This is a genomic window from Ensifer sp. MJa1, assembly GCF_037026475.1.
In the GTDB taxonomy this organism is placed as follows: domain Bacteria; phylum Pseudomonadota; class Alphaproteobacteria; order Rhizobiales; family Rhizobiaceae; genus Ensifer.
The window spans coordinates 115,293-135,230 of the sequence record NZ_JAKUMO010000015.1 but is presented as its reverse complement, the minus strand read 5'-3'; the positions used below and the strand labels follow the sequence as shown (position 1 = coordinate 135,230).

At 61.6% G+C, this 19,938-nt stretch carries 22 protein-coding genes; 15 read left to right on the top strand and 7 right to left on the bottom strand.

Annotated features, from left to right (window positions below):
• The first annotated feature begins 25 nt into the window (after positions 1–25).
• From MKZ91_RS20145 to MKZ91_RS20135, 3 genes are read left to right on the top strand one after another with little or no spacing between them, the layout of a single operon-like run.
• A complete protein-coding gene (locus tag MKZ91_RS20145) occupies positions 26–466 on the top strand; it encodes an EamA family transporter (protein WP_336172857.1) in 441 nt (146 codons plus the stop codon).
• Complete coding sequence (locus MKZ91_RS20140) at positions 463–1,473, top strand: NAD-dependent epimerase/dehydratase family protein (protein ID WP_336172856.1); 1,011 nt, start codon at positions 463–465, stop codon at positions 1,471–1,473. The genes MKZ91_RS20145 and MKZ91_RS20140 overlap by 4 nt, the downstream gene beginning before the upstream one ends.
• 11 nt (positions 1,474–1,484) lie before the next feature.
• On the top strand, positions 1,485–2,936 hold the full coding sequence (locus MKZ91_RS20135; RefSeq protein WP_336172855.1) for an aspartate aminotransferase family protein: 1,452 nt from the start codon (positions 1,485–1,487) through the stop codon (positions 2,934–2,936).
• 37 nt (positions 2,937–2,973) lie between these two features.
• On the opposite strand, the gene MKZ91_RS20130 is transcribed toward MKZ91_RS20135, so the two are convergent.
• Positions 2,974–3,576 carry a YceI family protein gene (locus MKZ91_RS20130; RefSeq protein ID WP_336172854.1) on the bottom strand — a complete coding sequence of 201 codons (603 nt, stop codon included), beginning with the start codon at positions 3,574–3,576 and terminating at the stop codon, positions 2,974–2,976.
• A complete protein-coding gene (locus MKZ91_RS20125; RefSeq protein ID WP_336172853.1) occupies positions 3,573–4,193 on the bottom strand; it encodes a cytochrome b in 621 nt (206 codons plus the stop codon). The genes MKZ91_RS20130 and MKZ91_RS20125 overlap by 4 nt, the downstream gene beginning before the upstream one ends.
• 190 nt (positions 4,194–4,383) lie before the next feature.
• Between MKZ91_RS20125 and MKZ91_RS20120 the strand changes: the two genes are divergently transcribed.
• The 6 genes from MKZ91_RS20120 (at position 4,384) to MKZ91_RS20095 (ending at position 9,828) form a co-directional block, all read left to right on the top strand.
• A complete protein-coding gene (locus tag MKZ91_RS20120; RefSeq protein WP_336172852.1) occupies positions 4,384–4,863 on the top strand; it encodes a hypothetical protein in 480 nt (159 codons plus the stop codon).
• 186 nt (positions 4,864–5,049) lie between these two features.
• A complete protein-coding gene (locus tag MKZ91_RS20115; RefSeq protein ID WP_336172851.1) occupies positions 5,050–5,397 on the top strand; it encodes a GNAT family N-acetyltransferase in 348 nt (115 codons plus the stop codon).
• A gap of 200 nt (positions 5,398–5,597) precedes the next feature.
• On the top strand, positions 5,598–6,446 hold the full coding sequence (locus tag MKZ91_RS20110) for a class I SAM-dependent methyltransferase (RefSeq protein ID WP_336172850.1): 849 nt from the start codon (positions 5,598–5,600) through the stop codon (positions 6,444–6,446).
• A gap of 214 nt (positions 6,447–6,660) precedes the next feature.
• Positions 6,661–7,431: a triose-phosphate isomerase gene (tpiA, locus tag MKZ91_RS20105; RefSeq protein ID WP_336172849.1), complete on the top strand. Its 771-nt coding sequence runs from the start codon at positions 6,661–6,663 to the stop codon at positions 7,429–7,431.
• 131 nt (positions 7,432–7,562) lie between these two features.
• On the top strand, positions 7,563–8,051 hold the full coding sequence (gene secG / locus MKZ91_RS20100; protein ID WP_336172848.1) for a preprotein translocase subunit SecG: 489 nt from the start codon (positions 7,563–7,565) through the stop codon (positions 8,049–8,051).
• A 139-nt stretch (positions 8,052–8,190) separates the two neighbouring features.
• Positions 8,191–9,828, top strand: coding sequence for a CTP synthase (locus tag MKZ91_RS20095; protein WP_336172847.1), 1,638 nt, complete (start codon positions 8,191–8,193; stop codon positions 9,826–9,828).
• Positions 9,829–9,919: 91 nt separating this feature from the next.
• Here the strand turns inward: MKZ91_RS20095 and MKZ91_RS20090 are convergent, their stop codons facing one another.
• The 5 genes from MKZ91_RS20090 to MKZ91_RS20070 all read right to left on the bottom strand — a co-directional run bounded on the left by MKZ91_RS20090 (position 9,920) and on the right by MKZ91_RS20070 (position 13,998).
• Positions 9,920–11,107 (bottom strand): DUF418 domain-containing protein, encoded by a 1,188-nt coding sequence (locus tag MKZ91_RS20090; protein ID WP_336172846.1) that lies wholly within the window; start codon positions 11,105–11,107, stop codon positions 9,920–9,922.
• A gap of 260 nt (positions 11,108–11,367) precedes the next feature.
• A complete protein-coding gene (locus MKZ91_RS20085; protein WP_336172845.1) occupies positions 11,368–12,024 on the bottom strand; it encodes a CDP-alcohol phosphatidyltransferase family protein in 657 nt (218 codons plus the stop codon).
• Positions 12,021–12,410 carry a hypothetical protein gene (locus MKZ91_RS20080; RefSeq protein ID WP_336172844.1) on the bottom strand — a complete coding sequence of 130 codons (390 nt, stop codon included), beginning with the start codon at positions 12,408–12,410 and terminating at the stop codon, positions 12,021–12,023. The genes MKZ91_RS20085 and MKZ91_RS20080 overlap by 4 nt, the downstream gene beginning before the upstream one ends.
• Entirely contained in the window at positions 12,407–13,357 is a 951-nt protein-coding gene (locus tag MKZ91_RS20075; RefSeq protein ID WP_336172843.1) for a phosphatidate cytidylyltransferase, read from the bottom strand. The genes MKZ91_RS20080 and MKZ91_RS20075 overlap by 4 nt, the downstream gene beginning before the upstream one ends.
• Complete coding sequence (locus MKZ91_RS20070; protein WP_442892319.1) at positions 13,354–13,998, bottom strand: lysophospholipid acyltransferase family protein; 645 nt, start codon at positions 13,996–13,998, stop codon at positions 13,354–13,356. The genes MKZ91_RS20075 and MKZ91_RS20070 overlap by 4 nt, the downstream gene beginning before the upstream one ends.
• Before the next feature lie 269 nt (positions 13,999–14,267).
• On the opposite strand from MKZ91_RS20070, the gene MKZ91_RS20065 reads away from it, so the two are divergent.
• The 6 genes from MKZ91_RS20065 to pdhA all read left to right on the top strand — a co-directional run bounded on the left by MKZ91_RS20065 (position 14,268) and on the right by pdhA (position 19,932).
• Entirely contained in the window at positions 14,268–14,579 is a 312-nt protein-coding gene (locus MKZ91_RS20065; protein ID WP_336172841.1) for a hypothetical protein, read from the top strand.
• 561 nt (positions 14,580–15,140) lie between these two features.
• Positions 15,141–16,031, top strand: a complete 891-nt coding sequence (locus tag MKZ91_RS20060) for a VOC family protein (protein ID WP_336172840.1) — start codon at positions 15,141–15,143, stop codon at positions 16,029–16,031.
• Positions 16,031–16,873, top strand: coding sequence for a 3-deoxy-8-phosphooctulonate synthase (gene kdsA, locus MKZ91_RS20055; RefSeq protein ID WP_336172839.1), 843 nt, complete (start codon positions 16,031–16,033; stop codon positions 16,871–16,873). Before MKZ91_RS20060 ends, kdsA begins: the two co-directional genes overlap by 1 nt.
• 137 nt (positions 16,874–17,010) lie before the next feature.
• Positions 17,011–18,285 carry a phosphopyruvate hydratase gene (gene eno / locus MKZ91_RS20050; protein ID WP_336172838.1) on the top strand — a complete coding sequence of 425 codons (1,275 nt, stop codon included), beginning with the start codon at positions 17,011–17,013 and terminating at the stop codon, positions 18,283–18,285.
• 143 nt (positions 18,286–18,428) lie between these two features.
• Positions 18,429–18,749 carry an FtsB family cell division protein gene (locus MKZ91_RS20045; RefSeq protein ID WP_336172837.1) on the top strand — a complete coding sequence of 107 codons (321 nt, stop codon included), beginning with the start codon at positions 18,429–18,431 and terminating at the stop codon, positions 18,747–18,749.
• 136 nt (positions 18,750–18,885) lie between these two features.
• Positions 18,886–19,932, top strand: a complete 1,047-nt coding sequence (gene pdhA, locus MKZ91_RS20040; protein WP_336172836.1) for a pyruvate dehydrogenase (acetyl-transferring) E1 component subunit alpha — start codon at positions 18,886–18,888, stop codon at positions 19,930–19,932.
• The last annotated feature ends 6 nt before the right edge of the window (positions 19,933–19,938 follow it).

Below are 19,938 nucleotides of genomic sequence, written 5' to 3'. Positions count from 1 at the left end.
GATTTGCGGGACTGGGAGTAAAACGATGAAATATATTCCATTCATTCTCTTCACGGTGCTCACCAACGCCGCCGCTCAGTTGATGCTGAAACAGGGCATGATGACGCTGGGGCCGATTTCGATGACCGCCGAGACGGCGATCGTCCGGCTGTTCCAGATCGTCTTCAACCCTTGGGTCTTCTCAGGCCTTGCGACCTTCGTCATCTCGATGGCCTCGCATCTCTATGTGCTGTCGAAGGTCGAGCTTTCCTTTGCCTATCCGTTCCTGAGCCTTGCTTATGTCGCCGTCGCGATCTTCGCCTATTTCGTCTTTCGCGAAGACCTCAACGCCTGGCGCATCGCCGGCATCGCGCTGATCTGCGCAGGAACCGTTCTTATCGCCCAATCGGGCATCTCATCCCATGCCGACGAGAAGCCGGCTGACGCCGCCGGGGTGAGCACCGCAGAATTCGGGAGCAAGTCATGAAACACATCATCTTTGGTGGCGACGGCTTCGTTGGCCGTCACCTGGCGGAACGCCTCGTCAAGGACGGCGAGGACGTGGTGATCGCCGATATCGTCAAGTCCGATCTGCCGCACTACGGCCGCGCCCGTTTCGTCCATTGCGACGTCACCGACCTCGAGGCTGTGCAGAAGGTCGGCATCGGCCCTGACGACATGGTCTACAACATGGCGGCCAAGATGCTGTCGCCGTTGCAGATCCGCTCGAAGCGCTGGGAATTCTTCTGGCCCGTCAACTACTACGGCGCCGAGAACATCATGAAGGGCATGGATGCAGCCGGTGCCTCACGTCTGGTGCAGTTCACCACAGACATGATCTACGGCCACACGGTGCAATCACCGCAGACCGAGGATCATCCGGCCAAGCCGCTTGGCGAATACGGCAAGTCGAAATGGGCAACCGAACAGCTCGCGGTGCAATGGCGCAAGCAGGGCATGAACATTTCGATCTTCCGTCCGCGCCTGATCATCGGGCCTGGCCGTCTCGGTATCCTCGAAAAGCTGTTCAAGCTGATCGACCTGAATCTGCCGGTGCCGATGATCGGCTCGGGCAAGGTGCCCTACCAGTTCATCTCGGTCTTCGATTGCGCGGAAGCCGCGCGCCTTGCCTGGAAGGGCGGGGTGCCGAACGAAGCCTACAATCTCGGCTCCGACAATCCACCGTCGGTCCGTGAGTTGCTTGGCAATCTGATCAAGCATGCAGGCTCGAAATCCTTCCTGCTGCCGACGCCGGCCTTCGCGGTCAAGCAGACGCTGGCGTTCTTCGACCTGATCAACAAGCCGATCATGGATCCGGAGCAATATCTGATTGCCGACGAGATGTGCGTGCGGGAGACCGGGAAGCTCAAGCGAGAGCTCGGCTGGCGTGCGGAATACAACGATGGCGACATGCTGATCGCCGCCTATGACGAATACCGGGCCAAGAAGATGGGCGCCGCAGCTCCTGCAGCTGTCGCAGTGCCGGCCGAATGAGGGGAGAGACCATGCTGGACAGACCGAACCGTATCGCCGTTGCCGCTCCTTCGCTTGATGGCGGCGTTGCCAGGCCCAACCTCATCACCGTCGAACAGGCGAAAGCCATGTCGATCGGCGATATTACCACGGCCTTCAAGGACCACCTGAACCCCGGGCAGCTGCATTTCATGAAGCTTCTCGGCTTCCACAAGGTGAAGATCGAGAGTGCCGAGGGCATGTTCTACACCGACCAGAACGGCCGCCAGATCCTTGACTTCTTCGGCGGCTTCGGCTCGCTTGCCTTCGGCCACAATCATCCGCGGATCCTCGATGCGCGGCAGAAATTCCAGGACGAGAAGCGGCACGAGATCGCCATTGCCTTCATGTCGCAATATGCGGCTGCGCTCGCCAAGAACATCGCCGCCTGCTCGCCTGGTGACCTCGACATGGTCTTCCTTGGGTCGTCCGGTTCTGAGGCGATGGAGGCCGCGGTCAAGCTCGCCGAGCGTGCCGCCGGCCCGAAGCGGCCGAAGGTCGTCTATGCCGAGAACTCCTTCCACGGCAAGACCAAGGGCGTGCTCGCCATTACGGACGGCCAACTCTACCGCGCCGATTTCAAGGTCGCCGATAACACCGTGCGGGTACCCTTCGCCGACATCGATGCGGTGGAGAACGCCTTCAAGTCGGATCCGGAAATCGGCGTTATCGTGCTTGAGACCATCCAGGGCGGCGGCGGCATCATCCAGGCCCCGGCCGAGTACTGGCAGAAGCTGCGCGCGCTCTGTGACAAGTACGGCGTACTCTGGGTGGCCGACGAAGTGCAGTGCGGTTACGGCCGCTCCGGTCGCTTCTATGCCTTCGAACACTATGGTGTCGTGCCTGACGTGACCGCGCTTGCCAAATCGCTCGGCGCCGGCAAAGCCGCCGTCGGTGCGATGATCGCCCGCCGCGAAGTTTACATGAAGGCCTATGGCACGCCGAAGACCGCGATGATCCACGCCATGGCGACGTTCGGTGGCATGGGCGAGGCCTGCGTGACGGCGATCGAAGGCATCAACGTGCTCTATGACGAGCACCTGATCGACCGCGCCGCCGACAGCGGCAGTTATCTGCTCGAGCGCCTCGAGGCGTTGAAGGCCAAGTACCCGAAGATCATCAAGGACGTGCGCGGCAAGGGGCTGATGGTCGGCCTGGAGTTCCAGGACTTCAGCCAGACGTTGCCGATGGTGCTGCGCCCGGTCGTCTCGATGCTCGACGACAAGCTCAAGGGCTCGCTCTCCGGCTTCATCGGCGCGTTGCTTCTGCGCGACTATGACGTGCTGGTGGCCTTCACCGAATACAATCGCAACGTCATTCGGCTCGAACCGCCGTTGATCTGCGAGCGGGCCCATGTAGACCAGTTCATCGCGGCGCTCGACGACCTGCTTGGCCGGGGCATCGTGCGCATAGTCAAGGATTTTGTCGGCAGCCAGATCGGCTGAGCGGTTAAGTCATCGATCCATCAAAGGGCAGGGGCGTTCAACGCCTTTGCCCTTTGATGTTCATGTCGAACTCCACGACGTTGGAATAGATCGGAGTTCCAACATCCATGCCGTAGGGCGAGCGATGAATGCTGCCGCGGATGTTGAAGGCGATCGAGCCGCTCTTCCAGTCGAGCAGCGTCACCGAGAAGCGTTCCGTGCGTGACGTGCCGCGCGCCGTCAACGTCCCTTCCACTGCCGCCGTGGCGGGCCCGGTCTGCCGGACAGCCGTCGAGCGGAAGGTGACGGTGCTGTAGGTTGAGGTATCGAAGACGGCGCTGGACTTCAAGAAATCCTCCACCCGTTTCTCCCCGGTCTTCACGCTGTCCGGATAGAGTGTGAATTCGACAGATGACCGGTCGATATTGTTGCGATCGATGCGGAAGTTGCCGGAAAACTTGCCGAAGTCACCGACGATTCCTCCGCCTCCGCCAGCCTGGGCCACCGTGAAATGGATCCGGGAGGCAGAGGTAATGCCATAGTTGCCGGCGGCGTCTGCGAGGTCTGGCGCGGCAGCAGTCGCAAGCGGCGGCGCGCCGAGCATGGCCGCCAGTACGGCCAGTGCAATTGCCTTCGGTGATGGATGCAAGCGCAAGGTCATGGTTCTTTCCTTCCAGCAATCATCGGATCTGCAGCCGTCGCATGGGAGCGGTGACGACGGCTGGAACCGGCAGACAGCATGCGAGCAAGGACGTCGTCGTGGCGCGCGAAGTGGTGGTAAAGGGCCGCCGACGCATGTAGCGCGACGAAGGCCAGCAGAAGATAGGCGAGCGTCATGTGGACGAGCGTCCAAAACGCCTCAGCGGGTGCCGATTTCATCATCGGCAGGTGCGGTATGACAAACCAGTTGAAATAGAAGCTCGGAATGTTGAGCGTCGAGGTCGATGCCACACACCAGCCGGCGAGCGGCACCGCGAGCGCAAGCACCAAGAGCAGGATATGGGTGAACCCGGCCGCACGCCGTTCAAGCGCGTTGAGATCTTGCGGTGGCTCGGGCTGCCGCTCGATTACGTGCCAGACGGTCCGGACGGCTGCTAGGCCCAATGCGGTGAAACCAACCGACTTGTGCCATTGGTAGAGCGAGAACTGCAGCGCGGGGTCGATCGGCACCCGGCGCATGACAAAGCCAAGGGCCAGCAACGCCAGAATGAGACCTGCGACGGTCCAATGGAGGGAGATGGCAATCCATCCGAAGCCAGCCCTGTCATTGCGCAACATGTTCAGTTCCTTGGTGCCGGCCCCGGTCCTGTCGGTTTGGCTACCGGGGTGAGACCCATGAGCGGTGGTTTTTATTCGCCGATAATACCTTAAAATTGCCCGGTGATCTTGTTGATGGCGGCAGGCTATGGTCCACTTGTGGTAGAAGGAACACGGAGGAGTTGTTCCCGGGAGGAGTGGGCTGGCGCACATGACAAAAAAGAAAACAACACCGATGAGCCCGCATGAACGAGAGGCCTATGAACACGCCCGCGCAGGCATCCGCCTGGGGACCGAAGGCAAGCTGGCAGAAGCCGTCGATGCCTGGCGCCAGGCATCAGAGATCGCCGATGCGCATCTGGCCTTTCTCGACATGTATTACTGGGTAAAGAGCGGTTATGGCGCGGCGTTGTGCGACGCTGGCCACTACCGCGAGAGCATCACGGTGTCGATGATTTCGCGGGAATGGACGCTGGAGCGGAACCAGCCGCTGTCGTCGCTTTCGATCGCGCGCGCTTACCTGGCGCTCGGCGAAGGCGAGGCGGCCGTGCCCTATCTGCGCGACGTCCATCATTTGATCGGGGACGCAATCTTCGAGCAGTTCGACGCCGACCTGGAGCCGGAGGTTCAGGCGGCGATAGCCGGGCGGGGAAACGGCGATGCATCGCCGACTGCGGATCGCTTGAAGTAAAGCAAAGACCTTTTGCGACGAGCCGGAATTCCGGCGTCGTTCTGGGCTGGAGCGATCCGCGTCCGCTCGGCGCATTTTCTCGCCATGGTTTTAGTCAATCTGGCGTCCACCCCTGTTGCTGGTGGTTCGATGCCGGCCATCCTGGCCTGGTTTCCTTTTTCATGATTTGGTTTTTAGGAGTTTCCAATGAATGAGGCTGTGCTCACGTCTGTCGCAGAGGTTACCTTCAGGCGCATCTCGGCGCTGACCGTCTGCGATGTCTGCGAACTCAGCGAGACGTTGAGCAACGAGCAGCGCAACATGGTGGCGGACAACGGAACATCGATCGCCGAGGCGCATTTTTCGGAGAATGCCTGGTTTCGGGCGATCTATGCGGATGAGATGCTTGTCGGTTTCATCATGCTGCACGAAGGGTCCGACTGGGACGACGGCATCGATTGCCCCGGTGTCTACCTCTGGCGCTTCATGATTGCCCGCCCGTTCCAGGGCAGGGGCTTTGGCAAACAGGCTATCGCTCTTGTCGTTCGCGATTAGAAGGCGCGCGGCCTTGGCGAGGTCTACACGAATTACGGACAGGGTCCTGGCAGCCCTGAGGGCTTTTATCGCGGGCTCGGATTCGACCCGACAGCGGATCACTACGACGGCGAACTCGAAGCGGTGCTGAGATTTTAGAATGGCGCAGGCATGGGCTATCGTTCCCCGCCTTCCGACAGGACCTTTTTGTGAGTAGGACCATGCGTAACGATATGCACGAAGCCAATCGCCTCTCCTGGAATGCGGCAACTGTCGCCCACAACAGCCACAAGGGCGATCAGGCTGCGTTTTTCCGCGCCGGCGGTTCGACGCTTTATCCAGAGGAAGTGGAGTTGCTCGGCGATCTGGCAGGGCTCGACCTCCTCCATCTCCAATGCAATTCCGGCCAGGATAGCCTGAGCCTCGCCCGTCTTGGGGCAAGCGTCACGGGCGTCGATATTTCAGACGAGGCGATAGCCTTTGCCACGCGGCTTTCAGCCGAAAGCGGCATTCGAGCCACCTTCGAGCGGGCGGACCTGTTTTCCTGGTTTGAGGAAGCACGGGTGGCCGGACGCCGTTTCGATCGCGTCCTTGCGTCTTACGGCACCATCTGCTGGCTGTCGGACCTCGGCGTCTGGGCGCGCGGCATTGCCGGCGTGCTGAAGCCCGGTGGGCGTTTTGCCTTCATCGAGTTCCACCCCTTCGCGATGATCTTCGATGCGACCTGGAAGCCGCACTACGACTATGCGCCTAGGGAACCGGTCGCCGAAGCCGGTATCGGCGATTATGTTGCGGATGCCGGTTCCAACCTCGCGGTTGGCGGCTACCACGAGGGCGTCGTCGGCTTCACCAATCCCCACCCGTCGCTCGAGTTCAACTGGGGTATCGCCGATGTGGTCCAGGCGCTCATTGATGCCGGTCTGAGGATCGAGCGGCTGACGGAGTATCCCTATGCCAATGGTTGGATCGGCTTTCAGGCCATGCGCGAACTCGGCGGTCGGCGCATGGGCCCGCCCGAAACAATGCCAAGCTTGCCCTTGATGTATGCGATTGTCGCGGAGAAGTCCTAGCGAGAGCTAGACCGTCCTGTGGCGGCAGCGAACGGAGCTTGGGAACCGTCGATGAGGAAGCACCCTGCCCCCCGGTTGCTATGGATCGCAACCGCTTGTGCGGGCAAGGCAACCTGCCTCGTCGCCACGGAATAATAGCCCGCGGTGCTTTTATTTGCCGGCGGCATTTGCTAGGCCGCTTCCGGAGAAAAGCATAAGACCCGGAGGAAACTGCATGACGCCCGAAATCCGCCCGCTCGTCGCCGGCAACTGGAAGATGAACGGAACCCGCGCCTCGCTCGACCAGATCAAGGCGATGGCTGAAGGCGTGAAGGGCGAACTCTCCGCCAAGGTCGAAACGCTGATCTGCCCGCCAGCGACCCTGCTTTACGTTGCAACCGCGCTTTGCGACGACAGCCCGCTGATGATCGGCGCGCAGGACTGCCACCAGAAGCAGTCGGGTGCCCACACCGGCGACGTTTCCGCCGAAATGATCGCCGATTGCTTCGGCACCCACGTCATCGTTGGCCATTCCGAGCGCCGCACCGATCACGCCGAAAACGACGCGCTGGTGCGCGCGAAGACGGAAGCCGCCCACGCCGCCGAACTCGTGGCCATCGTCTGCATTGGCGAGACCGGTGACGAGCGGAAGTCTGGCAAGACGCTGGATGTCCTGAAGCGCCAACTGGCCGAAAGCCTGCCGGATGCGGCGACTGCTGAAAACACCGTCATCGCGTACGAACCCGTCTGGGCGATCGGCACGGGCCTGACGCCGACTGCAGCCGACGTCGAGGAAGCCCATGCCTTCATGCGCAAGGAACTCGTTTCGCGCTTTGCAGACGCCGGAGCCAAGATGCGCATCCTCTACGGCGGCTCGGTCAAGCCATCCAATGCGAAGGAATTGATGGGCGTCGCCAATGTCGACGGCGCATTGATCGGTGGCGCGAGCTTGAAAGCCGAGGACTTCCTCGCCATCTACCGGGCATATGAAGAATTGACGGCCTGATCGCCCACGCCAGCGGGCAGGGGCTTGGAATGGCGCACGGCTTGGTATAAAGAGGCGCGAAAATTGCGCCCGGCCATGCCGAGTTTGCGCATGGTTTGATTCGTGTGCCCAAAGGGCAGGACTGGAAGCTGATGCAGACCGTACTACTCGTCATCTATCTCATGGTGGTCGTCGCCCTGATCGGCGTCGTTCTCATTCAGCGTTCCGAAGGCGGCGGCCTTGGTATCGGCGGCGGCTCGGGCTTCATGTCCGCGCGCGGTACGGCCAATGCACTGACGCGCACGACCGCGATCCTGGCGGCACTGTTCTTTGTCCTGGCGCTCGCAATGGGCATCCTGGCGCGCTACCAGCCGCAGGCGACCGACATTCTCGACCGCATTCCGGGCACCAGCTCGAACGGCGGCGGCGTCCTCGATTCGCTCGGCGGCAACACCCCGGCTCCGGCCGGTGGCGCCACGCAGCAGCAGCCGGCGACCGGCAACGGTGCCGCGACCGGCAATGGTGTCCCCTCGACGGCTCCGGCAACATCAGGCGAAGCGCCTGCTGGCGGTGCCGCCACGCAGACCCCCGCCGCTGGCGCCAACACCAATACGGGATCACAAGTTCCCAGCGGCCAATAAGGTCGCAATTCTAAAGAACCCGCCGGCGGATGGTTTCATCCGCCGGTTTTGTTTTGTGTGAAATCTGCCTCCATCCAAAGACGAAAAGTTCTGGAACATGAATTTTTCGGTGGCGGAATCGTTTGTTAAAAGGTATCCGGTGACTCCCATGGCGCGATATGTATTCATCACTGGCGGCGTGGTTTCCTCCCTCGGAAAAGGCATCGCTGCAGCGGCTCTCGGAGCACTGCTGCAGGCGCGTGGCTACCGGGTGAGACTGCGCAAGCTCGACCCCTACCTCAACGTTGATCCGGGCACCATGAGCCCGACCCAGCACGGCGAGGTTTTCGTAACTGACGATGGCGCGGAGACCGATCTCGATCTCGGCCACTACGAACGCTTCACCGGGCGTTCGGCGACGAAGACCGACAACATCACCACCGGCCGGATCTACAAGAACATCATCGACAAGGAACGCCGCGGCGACTATCTCGGCGCGACCGTTCAGGTGATCCCGCATGTTACCAACGAGATCAAGAACTTCGTTACCGAAGGCAACGACGACTATGATTTCGTGCTCTGCGAAATCGGCGGCACCGTCGGCGACATCGAAGCCATGCCGTTCATGGAAGCGATCCGCCAGCTCGGCAACGATCTGCCGCGCGGCACCGCCGTCTACGTCCATCTGACGCTGATGCCCTATATTCCGGCCGCCGGCGAACTGAAGACCAAGCCGACGCAGCACTCGGTCAAGGAACTGCAGGCGCTCGGCATTCATCCCGACATCCTGCTTGTTCGCGCTGATCGCGAAATCCCGGAAGCCGAGCGTCGCAAGCTCTCGCTGTTCTGCAACGTCCGCCAGTCGGCGGTCATCCAGGCGCTCGATGTTGCCTCGATCTACGACGTTCCGATCGCCTACCACAAGGAAGGCCTCGACAACGAAGTGCTGGCCGCTTTCGGCATCGAGCCGGCGCCGAAGCCGCGCATGGAAGCCTGGGAGCGTGTTGCTGATCGCATCCGCACGCCGGAAGGCGAAGTCACGATCGCGATCGTCGGCAAGTACACGGGCCTGAAGGACGCCTACAAGTCGCTGATCGAAGCGCTTTACCACGGTGGCATTGCTAACCGGGTCAAGGTCAAGCTCGAGTGGATCGAATCGGAAGTCTTCGAGAAGGAAGACCCGGCACCCTACCTCGAGAAGGTGCACGGCATCCTCGTTCCCGGTGGCTTCGGTGAGCGTGGCTCCGAGGGCAAGATCAATGCGGCGCGCTTTGCCCGCGAGCGCAAGGTGCCTTATTTCGGCATCTGCTTCGGCATGCAGATGGCGGTCGTGGAAGCGGCCCGCAATCTCGCTGGCATCGAGAAGGCCTCGTCGACCGAATTCGGCCCGACCAAGGAACCGGTTGTCGGCCTGATGACCGAATGGGTGAAGGGCAACGAACTCGAGAAGCGTTCGGCCTCGGGCAATCTCGGTGGCACGATGCGCCTCGGCGCCTATCGCGCAGCGCTCAAGGGCAACACCAAGATTGCCGATATCTACGGTTCGACCGAGATTTCCGAGCGCCATCGCCACCGCTACGAAGTCAACGTCGACTACAAGGATCGGCTTGAATCCTGCGGCCTGGTCTTCTCCGGCATGTCGCCGGATGGTGTCCTGCCGGAAACGGTCGAGTATCCCGATCATCCGTGGTTCATCGGCGTCCAGTACCATCCCGAACTGAAGTCGCGGCCGCTCGATCCGCATCCGCTGTTTGCAAGCTTCATCGAGGCGGCGCTCGAACAGTCGCGCCTCGTCTAAGACACGAGAGCTCTCTCGTAAAAGGCCGGTCCCGCGACCGGCCTTTTTGTTTTCGCGGATGTCTCGCATTCCGCTTGAGGTGTGCCGCCTTTCAGCGCGCCCCGACGGGCTTGCGCCATTGCGGCGCACGCCAGATGGTGATCAAGCGCAGTACCCACTCGAGTGGCCCATAGGCGAAGCGGGCCATCCACCAGCGGCTGATGAAAAGCTGTGCCGTGAAGATGCTGAGTGCGATGAGCGCCGTTGCGAGCGGCGACACGCGGCCGATCAGGCCCAGGCCGTAACCGTGAAAGATCAGCGCGGCGATGAGAGATTGCATCAGGTAGTTGGACAGCGCCGTGCGCCCGGCAGGTGCCAGCAGGCTGCGCAGGCGTTGGCCGATCCTCGTTCCGAAGAAAAGCATCATGCCGCCGACATAGGCGCCGGTGAGGAACGGTCCTGTAATCAGGCCGACAGAAAGCCCGATGATCGCGACGGGAGAATCGATCATCTCGACGCTGGTATAGGCGTAGATGATCGCGCCGGGCAGGCCGATCCAGAGGCCGGCGCGGATGAGGCGTTGGAACAGCAGTTGGTTCTCCCGCGGTCGCGCCAGCGTCTTGTGACGTCCGGCAATCAGGCCAAGTACGAACATGGCGAGTGCCGAGGGCGCCTGTAGCAGACCGAGGATCACCCAGACCGACGAAAGCTCTGTCAGGTGCTGTCCGATGATCGCCTGCCAATCGCCGCGAAAGGCAAGCTCGGTTGCCTCGGCGGCAGCAAGGATGGCAGGGCGATCAAGCGACGTTGGCTCCAGGGTCGCGACGACACCGAGTGCGCCCCAGGCGATGGCGACGAGAACCACCAGCCACGTCGCCAGGCGCCAGAGGGCGGCGTCGCTGCGGTTGCGCAGCATCAAGAGCATGATGCCAAGCACCGCATAGGTCGTGAGAATGTCGCCGTGGAACAGCAGGGTCGCATGGGCAATGCCGATCAGCCACAGACCCGCCTGGCGCCGCAGGAGCCTTGGCACGAAGGCCTCACCGGACCTCTCGGCAGAGCGCATCTGCAGAGTGAAGCTGTAGCCGAACAGGAACGAGAACAGGAGATAGAATTTCATCTCGAAGAACAGCGCGACGACGAGGTGAACGACGCGATCGACAAGGCCGTTGAAGGCAGGGTCGGGGATCTCAAGGCCGTAGAAGGCAGAGGCAAAAGCCATGGTGTTGACGAGCAGGATACCGAGCAGGGCAAAACCGCGCAGTGCGTCGACATCGTCGATGCGTTCCTGGGTGTTCATGATTGAACTCCGTAACGGAAGGCGACTGAAGATCGCGCCATAATTGTCTGATTTGGAATGTTTCTTTTGGTAAGCCCGCACTCGTCCCTCCAGTGCGGGGGGCTGTGGCGGCCGTGTTTTTTCGGGTGTATTCGCTCGTGATATTTAATAAACCGAGTAATCAATCTAATTATTAATACCGCACAACGTCAAGGTCCGACGCGCGCATTTATCGCGCCGGTCGGCGTTGCTTATGCAGGGTGTATTCGCGGCTTGGGCCGTCAGCTTTCGCGGGTGGCCTTTTGCTTCAGCCAGGCGATTTGACGCCGGGCGCGCAAAAGCGCCGTCAGGGCGGCACCGATCATAACCAGGAGCAGGGCGATCCAGAGAACTTCCCCGTCACCCAGCCAGAGGCCCTCGAAGGCTGACACGAGTGCTGCCGCGGTCATGGTCGCCATGCGATGCTGCTTGGCCATCGGGCCGGAGAAATCGCTCGGTGCGCCATTGGCTCGGCCGAGTTCGCGCACATAGGCGGTCAGCACGGCAAAGCTGGCTGCGGCAAATCCAAGCGCCGGGGCGCCGATAGCGAAACCGGCGCCGGTGAAAATGAAGATGTCGGCGATGCGGTCCGGAAACTCGTTCCAGAACGGGCCGTCGGCCTCGCCCTTGCCACCCTCCACCGCGACCATGCCGTCGAAGAGATTGCAGAGCAGGCGGAGCTGGCAAAAGAGTGCGGCCGCGATGAACAGGCCGGCGCGCCAACCGTCCTGCGCCTCGCCGGCCAGCCAGAAGGCGAGCCCGGCAAAGGCTGCTGCCAGCATGCTCGCCTGCGAAATCCGGTTGGGCGTGACGTTCATCGACGCCAAGCGGCGTGCGATCGCCTGCGCCCAACGGGTGTTGCGGCTTGCCAGCGGCCTGCGGTCACCGGTCTCGCTCATGCCTGATCTCCTCGGCTGATCGCATAGTTGTAAAGCGCCGCGTAGCTGGTCGACACCGCGAGCGGCAGCGCGATCGTTTTCAGGATCTCCGGCGTGCCGCTGGCGGCATGGATCGTGACCAACACGGCGGATGAGCCGAGGCAGGCGATTACCGGCGGCAATACCAGTTTCGAGACGCCGTGAAACCGGCGCGAGAGCGCGTCGATCATCGTCTTGAGGTAAAGCGCCAGCAGCGCCGAGATCGTGCCCTGCACACCGGCGGCGACAATCGGTCGTGGCATCGGGTGCAGCCGGTTGGCGAAAAAGGCCCAGCCGCCCATGGCGATGAAGGCGAAGGCGACATGCACGGCACCTCGGCCGGCGAGTGCGCGCAGCCTGGCGCTCATGTCAGCGACCACCAGTAACGGGTAAGGTGGAAGAAGATCGGCGCGGAAAAGACGACCGAATCAAGTCGATCGATCAGGCCGCCGTGCCCCTCGATCAGGTGGCCCCAATCCTTCACTCCGCGGTCCCGTTTGATCGCCGACATCACCAGCCCGCCGAAGAAACCCATCATGGTGATGATGAACGACATCAGCGCCGCCTGGACCGGCGTGAACGGGGTGATCCACCACAGAGACGCGCCGAGCAGCGTTGCGCTTGCCACCCCGCCAACGAAGCCTTCAACCGTCTTCGACGGCGAAAGCGTCGGCGCGATCTTGGTCTTCCCGAAAAGCTTGCCCCAGATATATTGCAGCACGTCGCTCGACTGGACGACGATCACCAGGAAGGCGATCAACAGCACGTTGCGCCCGTCATAGCCGGGGATCTGCAGTGTCAAGAGCGCCGGCACGTGCGAGGCGCAGAAGACGCAGATCATCAGCGCCCATTGCACTTCGGAGATCCTGAGCAGAAAGTCGCGCGGGTCGCCGCGCAGCACCGCGATGATCGGCATCAGCAGGAAGGCGTAGACCGGCACGAAGATCGAATAGATGCCGTACTCTTCGGCCCAGAGCAGGAAGTAGTTGATCGGTAGCACGACGAAGAAGGCGGCGGCGATGGCCCAGTGATCGCCGCGACGGGTGTTGATGAGGGTGATGAACTCGCGAAGTGCCGCGAACGAGCAGAAGGCAAACAGCAGCAGCACGCCGACCCGGCCGGCGACGAAGGCGAGTGCGATCAGCACTACCATGGCCCACCACGCCTTGATGCGCGCGTTCAGGTTTTCGATCGCGCCGTTCGATCCATCGGCAGAGAGCTTTTGCTTGAGCACGTAGCCCACGCTTGAGGCCAGGACGAGGATGCCGCCGACGCCGAGAAGCAGTCTGAGCATGTCGAGGGTGGCGGTACTCATGCATCGTTGTCCGTTGACGAAGGCGCAAGGCCAAGCAGGGCAGCTTCGGTGCGGGCGATGAACTCGTCCTTGGTCTCCTGCGCCCTAAGGTGCATCGGTTCGCCGAAGGTTACGGTACAGACGAGCGGGATCGGCACAAATTCTCCCTTCGGCATGACCCGGTTGAGATTGTTGATCCAGACGGGGACCAGCGCCACGTCCGGCCGTCGGCAGGCGAGGTGATAAAGCCCGCTCTTGAAGGGGAGCAGCCGCGCCTCGGTCTGGTTGCGTGTCCCCTCGGGGAACAGGATCAGCGACGAGCCGTCGCCAAGGGCGGTCGCCATCTGATCGACGGGGTCCTGGGTACGGGCGGCCGGATCGCGTTCGATCAACAGCGCGTCGAAGACATCACGGCCGATGAAGGTGGTGAGCTTCGACTTCAGCCAGTATTCGGCGCCGGCAACCGGCCGCGCGCGTTCCCGAAGCCAGGGTGGCAGCACCGCCCAGATCAGCACGAAGTCGCCGTGGCTGGAATGATTGGCGAAGTAGATGCTCTGCCTCGGTGGCAGGCCGGTCTCATGCCAGATGGCGCGTGCGGCAGTCAGCGCACGAGCAAACATCATGATGGCGACGGAAGCCAGCTTGGCCATCAGGTCGCGGATCATGCGGGCTCATGTCCGATTGATAAACAGGCCGTCGTGCCGACGCGCTTTGCCGTACGTGCCGGCCGGACCCGGATGTGTTTCATGCCTTGCAACAATAAGATCAAGCGCTGCCCCCCAGCCTGCGCCCGGCGTAAACCCCAGGCTGCAATCGACCAACTTTACGCGATTGCGTCCGCTTCTCAAGCGGTTGAAATCACACGCAGCGTGATAACGGACCAGGGCTGCCGGATATTCGTTCCCGGGTTGAAGCGGTCGAACGCAGAACGATGCGACGCCTGGTCACGGCGATCCGCCTCGAAGTCGCCGTCTCCGAGATTGACCGCCTGCGGCCGGCCCATCCGCTTCCCTTCGTCGAAGCCGACCATCTCGCTGCCGAGGTGGTGCAGGCCAAGGTCGATCGAGGCGAGGCGCTCGTGTTCGGTCACAGCCTTGCCGCGCAGATCGACGGGCAATTGCGGGCTGGCTTCGTACTGACAGGCTTTCACGAAGATTGGCAGCCATCGCCCCGGTTCCTGATCGACAGGTTCGTGCCGACCTTCATCGCCACCTGTGCCATCAAGAGCGATCTCGGCCTCTGACGCAGGCGAGCCGAGGACGATGCGCGTCTTGTGGCACGCATCGGACGAACAAGGCGATCACGACGTCTGCGATGAGGTGCGAATGCGTTTTCGGAGCAAAACCGCATGTCGCTCTTCGTCTCTTGTTACCTCGCGTTACTGTTACGTACTCGCCAAATCGCTGATTTCATTGTTTTCTGTTGGTCAGCGAAACTGAAAAAAAGGGGTCAATACCTATGCGCTTCATCGCTTCATTGTTCGTGCCGCTGGCGGTTGTGCTGGGGCTTGCGGGCTGTGCCTCCACGTCCTCCTCGGCCAATACCACCTACGCGCAGCCGCAAGTCTCCGCCCCCGGTCTCGGGGCGGGAAATACCGCCAACTCGACGGCTGCTCCGGGCTACTACTGAGGCAGTTCGGCACTTGCTGGCAAACATGACTCTGCGGCGGGCGCGGCCCGGCGCGGAGGTTTTGGTTCACGGCTTGTAATTGGACGCCGGTGACAGATCGGCTTCATGGCTGCGACCCGACTTGCATTCGCCGGCCAAAAGTTGCAAACAGCGGCGAACCATCAGGGAAACCGCCATGAGCCTCTCCAAGCGCACCACCCGCCCGCTCGATCACCTCGTGCTGCCGGTGGATACGCTTACCCAGGCGCGCCGCCGTCTTGCTGATCTCGGCTTTACGGTGGCGGAGGATGCCCGCCACCCCTTCGGCACCGAAGATGCTTGTGTCTTCTTTGCCGATGGCACCTATCTCGAACCTCTGGCCGTTGCTTCCCGCGAGGAATGCGAAGCGGCTGCGCTTGACGGCAACGCCTTCGTCGCCCGCGATCAGGCGTTTCGCTTCCGCCAGGGTCCTGAAGGCTTGTCGGCTTTGGTCTTCGGCACGGAGGATGCGGCGAGCGATCATATCCGCTTCCGTGCCCGCGGCATTTCCGGCGGCGATATGCTGGAGTTCTCCCGGCCGATGAGGTTACCGGATGGTCGCGAGGGCCTCGGGTCCTTCCGCCTTGCGTTTGCCGCCGATCTGCGCTCGCCGGATTTGTTCCTCTTCAACTGTCAGCGCGTGCGAGCGTTGCCCACGGATCGGGCGGCGCTGGAGCAGCACGAAAACGGCGTGATCGGCATTTCAGAAGTGGTTCTATCGGAAGCCAATCCGACAGATTTCCAATACCTGCTTCAGGAAGCAATCGATGAGCGCGAGGTTACCGCGCACTCCTTCGGTATGGATGTCGCCACCACCAACGCCAAGGTCTCGGTGCTGAATGCCGCCGGCATGGAGGCCTTCTTCGGCCGCTCGGTGCGTGGTGCCGAGCGTGGCCTACGCGGGCGTGCCGTCGTCTTCCGCGTTGCCGATCTCGAGGCGACACGTGCACTGTTTGCCGAGAACGATATCGAATTTGCAGAAATGGGCGGACGCCTCATTGTTCCCGAAATGCCGGGGCAAGGGGTGATCTTCGCGTTTGGAGCTTGATGATGAAAACCAATGCCAGAGTCGTTGTCGGTGAGGGTGCACACAAGGTTGCCTTCGCGCAGGCTGACAAGCTGTCGCTGATTGCCGGCCCCTGCCAGATGGAAAGCCGCGAGCACGCCTTCATGATGGCTGGCGCGCTGTCGGAACTCTGCAAGAAGCTCGGCCTCGGCCTTGTCTACAAGTCCTCCTTCGACAAGGCCAACCGCACGTCGCTTTCGGGCAAGCGCGGCATCGGCCTTGAGAAGGCGATGGAGATTTTTGCTGATCTCAAGAAGGAATTCGGCTTTCCTGTTCTGACCGATGTGCACACCGAAGAGCAATGTGCCCTGGTTGCCCCAACGATCGACATCCTGCAGATCCCGGCCTTCCTGTCGCGCCAGACCGATCTGCTGGTGGCCGCCGCCAAGACCGGCCGCGCGATCAACGTGAAGAAGGGCCAGTTCCTGGCGCCCTGGGACATGAAGAACGTGCTGGCGAAGTTCACCGACAGCGGTAATCCGAACGTGCTTCTGTGCGAGCGCGGCGCATCCTTCGGCTACAACACCCTCGTCTCCGACATGCGCTCGCTGCCGATCATGGCCTCGCTCGGCGCACCGGTCGTCTTCGACGCCACCCATTCGGTTCAGCAGCCGGGCGGGCAGGGTGGCTCCTCGGGCGGCCAGCGCGAGTTCGTCGAGACGCTTGCACGCGCCGCCGTTGCGGTCGGCGTTGCCGGTGTCTTTGTCGAAACGCACGAAGATCCGGACAATGCGCCGTCGGACGGTCCGAACATGGTGCATCTGAAGGACATGCCGCGGCTGCTCGAAAAGCTGCTCGCCTTCGACGCGATCGCCAAGGCTTAACCGCCGGGGCGCTTCGTGAAATTTTCATGAACCCCAATGGCGCGAACTGTTTTGCATCTTGCGCGCCATTGAAATTTCGAGGCCTTGGCGTATGACAGGCCCCGACCATTCCACCGTCCTCAAGCAGGGAAGAGATCATGACTGCAATCATCGACATCATCGGCCGAGAAATTCTGGACAGCCGCGGCAACCCGACCGTCGAGGTCGACGTGTACCTGGAAGACGGAAGCTTCGGCCGTGCGGCAGTCCCGTCGGGCGCTTCGACCGGTGCGCATGAGGCTGTCGAACTGCGCGATGGTGGTACGCGCTATCTCGGCAAGGGCGTCGAGCGCGCCGTCGAAGCCGTCAACGGCGAGATCTTCGAAGCGATCGGCGGTCTCGATGCCGAGAACCAGATCCAGATCGACAAGACCATGATCGAGCTCGACGGCACGGCGAACAAGTCGCGCCTCGGCGCCAACGCCATCCTCGGTGTTTCGCTGGCCGTTTCGAAGGCTGCTGCCGAAGCTGCCGGCCTGCCGCTCTATCGCTACGTCGGCGGCCCGAACGCCCACGTTCTGCCGGTTCCGATGATGAACATCATCAACGGCGGCGCCCATGCCGACAACCCGATCGACTTCCAGGAATTCATGATCGTTCCTGTCGGCGCCGACACGATGCGCGATGCGGTGCGCATGGGCTCGGAAGTCTTTCACACGCTGAAGAAGCAGCTCCATGCCGATGGCCACAACACCAATGTCGGCGACGAAGGCGGCTTCGCACCGGGTCTCGCTTCGGCTCCGGCAGCGCTCGACTTCATCATGAAGTCGATCGAGAAGGCGGGCTACAAGCCGGGCGAAGACATGTTCATCGCGCTTGATTGCGCTGCGACCGAATTCTTCAAGGACGGCAAGTACGTGCTTGAAGGCGAAGGCCGCACGCTCGAGCCGGAAGCCATGGCCGAATACCTCGCCGAGCTCGCTGCCAAATACCCGATCTTCTCGATCGAAGACGGCATGGCGGAAGACGATTGGGACGGCTGGAAGGCCGTCACCGACAAGATCGGCTCCAAGGTCCAGCTCGTCGGCGACGACTTGTTCGTCACCAACTCCGCCCGCCTGCGCGACGGCATCAAGATGGGCGTTGCCAACTCGATCCTCGTCAAGGTCAACCAGATCGGTTCGCTCTCGGAAACGCTCGACGCCGTCGAGACCGCGCACAAGGCGCGCTACACCGCCGTCATGTCGCACCGCTCGGGCGAAACCGAAGATGCGACGATTGCCGATCTCGCGGTTGCCACCAACTGCGGCCAGATCAAGACCGGCTCGCTCGCCCGTTCCGACCGGCTCGCCAAGTACAACCAGTTGATCCGCATCGAAGAGCAGCTTGGCGTGCAGGCCAAGTACGCCGGCCGTTCGATCCTGCGCGGCTGATCGCCTCAGCCTTCGTCTTTAATGAGAAACCCGTCCACGCTGCCGCGTGGGCGGGTTTCTGCTTTCTTGCCATTCATGGTCAACGGTCGGTTAATCTATCGGCGCTAGTCTCGTTTTCGTATTGCGTTTCAGGGCATGTATGGATGTGGACACGGCATCATAAGAAGCGGAAATTGGGTCGGCTGGTCATGCCGCTGATCACGGTCGCCTTTCTCTCCTACTTCGGCTATCATTCCATTCACGGCGGCTACGGCTTGAAGGCGACCGAGCAATTCGATCGCCAGATCGTCGAGCGGCAGGCGCGGCTGGATGAGCTCACGAAGAAGCGATTGATCCTCGAAAAAGAGGTTCAGCTCATGAGTGACGGGTCGCTGGAACGGGACATGCTGGATGAAAAAGCTCGCCTCGCGCTCAACATGTCGCGAAGCGACGAAATCGTTATTTTTCATCGGGTCCAGAATTAACCGAAAGTCGGTTAATTGAAATTTATTAAGCAAATTCAGTAATTTGCGCGGAATGCGAGCCATGCAAATATGGCATTGCTGTGTCCGCTTTCTTTCCCTATGGTAACCGCAAAAGGCTAACCATTGGGAGGAACGAATGGCTCCGCGAAAATCCGCGTCCGTTTCCAGCCGCAAGAGTGCCGCAAAGCCGGCCAAGAAAGATTTCAACGGCGGCACCTTCGCCGAATTCTCCAAGCAAGAAGATCTGAGCGCCTACCGCGAGATGCTGCTGATCCGGCGTTTCGAGGAAAAGGCCGGCCAGCTCTATGGCATGGGCTTCATCGGCGGCTTCTGTCACCTCTATATCGGCCAGGAAGCTGTCGTCGTCGGCATGCAGGCGGCGCTGAAGGAGGGTGACCAGGTCATCACCGGTTACCGCGACCACGGCCACATGCTGGCCTGCGGCATGAGCGCCCGCGGCGTCATGGCCGAACTCACCGGTCGTCGCGGCGGTCTTTCCAAGGGGAAGGGCGGCTCGATGCACATGTTCTCCAAGGAGAAGCACTTTTATGGCGGCCACGGCATCGTCGGCGCCCAGGTGTCGCTCGGCACCGGTCTCGCCTTCGCCAACCGCTACCGCGGCAATGACAATGTTTCCGTCGCTTACTTCGGCGATGGTGCTGCCAACCAGGGCCAGGTCTACGAGAGCTTCAACATGGCGCAGCTCTGGAAGCTGCCCGTGATCTACGTGATCGAGAACAACCGTTACGCCATGGGTACCGCCGTTTCCCGCGCCTCGGCCCAGACCGACTTCTCCCAGCGCGGCGTTTCGTTCAACATCCCGGGCTTCCAGGTCGATGGCATGGATGTCCGCGCCGTCAAGGCTGCGGCCGATGAGGCTGTCGCCCATTGCCGCGCCGGCAAGGGCCCGGTCATCCTGGAGATGCTGACCTACCGCTACCGCGGTCACTCGATGTCCGACCCGGCGAAGTATCGCTCGAAGGACGAAGTGCAGAAGATGCGTTCCGAGCATGACCCGATCGAGCAGGTGAAGGCCCGCCTCATGGAGAAGGGCTGGGCGAGCGAAGACGAGCTCAAGCAGATCGACAAGGAAGTCCGCGATATCGTTGCCGATAGCGCCGATTTCGCCCAGGCCGATCCGGAGCCGGATGTATCCGAGCTCTACACCGACATCCTGCTTTGATCCGGG

What these genes read in the sequence shown, in the direction of transcription:
- MKZ91_RS20130 (WP_336172854.1), bottom strand. Translation starts at nt 3,576, where the DNA reads ATGACCTTGCGCTTGCATCCATCACCGAAGGCAATTGCACTGGCCGTA.
- MKZ91_RS20080 (WP_336172844.1), bottom strand. Translation starts at nt 12,410, where the DNA reads ATGAGCGCCAGGCTGCGCGCACTCGCCGGCCGAGGTGCCGTGCATGTC.
- MKZ91_RS20085 (WP_336172845.1), bottom strand. Translation starts at nt 12,024, where the DNA reads ATGAGCGAGACCGGTGACCGCAGGCCGCTGGCAAGCCGCAACACCCGT.
- MKZ91_RS20045 (WP_336172837.1), top strand. Translation starts at nt 18,429, where the DNA reads ATGTGGACACGGCATCATAAGAAGCGGAAATTGGGTCGGCTGGTCATG.
- eno (WP_336172838.1), top strand. Translation starts at nt 17,011, where the DNA reads ATGACTGCAATCATCGACATCATCGGCCGAGAAATTCTGGACAGCCGC.
- MKZ91_RS20145 (WP_336172857.1), top strand. Translation starts at nt 26, where the DNA reads ATGAAATATATTCCATTCATTCTCTTCACGGTGCTCACCAACGCCGCC.
- MKZ91_RS20120 (WP_336172852.1), top strand. Translation starts at nt 4,384, where the DNA reads ATGACAAAAAAGAAAACAACACCGATGAGCCCGCATGAACGAGAGGCC.
- secG (WP_336172848.1), top strand. Translation starts at nt 7,563, where the DNA reads ATGCAGACCGTACTACTCGTCATCTATCTCATGGTGGTCGTCGCCCTG.
- MKZ91_RS20115 (WP_336172851.1), top strand. Translation starts at nt 5,050, where the DNA reads ATGAATGAGGCTGTGCTCACGTCTGTCGCAGAGGTTACCTTCAGGCGC.
- kdsA (WP_336172839.1), top strand. Translation starts at nt 16,031, where the DNA reads ATGATGAAAACCAATGCCAGAGTCGTTGTCGGTGAGGGTGCACACAAG.
- MKZ91_RS20125 (WP_336172853.1), bottom strand. Translation starts at nt 4,193, where the DNA reads ATGTTGCGCAATGACAGGGCTGGCTTCGGATGGATTGCCATCTCCCTC.
- MKZ91_RS20140 (WP_336172856.1), top strand. Translation starts at nt 463, where the DNA reads ATGAAACACATCATCTTTGGTGGCGACGGCTTCGTTGGCCGTCACCTG.
- MKZ91_RS20110 (WP_336172850.1), top strand. Translation starts at nt 5,598, where the DNA reads ATGCGTAACGATATGCACGAAGCCAATCGCCTCTCCTGGAATGCGGCA.
- pdhA (WP_336172836.1), top strand. Translation starts at nt 18,886, where the DNA reads ATGGCTCCGCGAAAATCCGCGTCCGTTTCCAGCCGCAAGAGTGCCGCA.
- MKZ91_RS20060 (WP_336172840.1), top strand. Translation starts at nt 15,141, where the DNA reads ATGAGCCTCTCCAAGCGCACCACCCGCCCGCTCGATCACCTCGTGCTG.
- MKZ91_RS20075 (WP_336172843.1), bottom strand. Translation starts at nt 13,357, where the DNA reads ATGAGTACCGCCACCCTCGACATGCTCAGACTGCTTCTCGGCGTCGGC.
- MKZ91_RS20065 (WP_336172841.1), top strand. Translation starts at nt 14,268, where the DNA reads ATGCGACGCCTGGTCACGGCGATCCGCCTCGAAGTCGCCGTCTCCGAG.
- MKZ91_RS20090 (WP_336172846.1), bottom strand. Translation starts at nt 11,107, where the DNA reads ATGAACACCCAGGAACGCATCGACGATGTCGACGCACTGCGCGGTTTT.
- MKZ91_RS20135 (WP_336172855.1), top strand. Translation starts at nt 1,485, where the DNA reads ATGCTGGACAGACCGAACCGTATCGCCGTTGCCGCTCCTTCGCTTGAT.
- tpiA (WP_336172849.1), top strand. Translation starts at nt 6,661, where the DNA reads ATGACGCCCGAAATCCGCCCGCTCGTCGCCGGCAACTGGAAGATGAAC.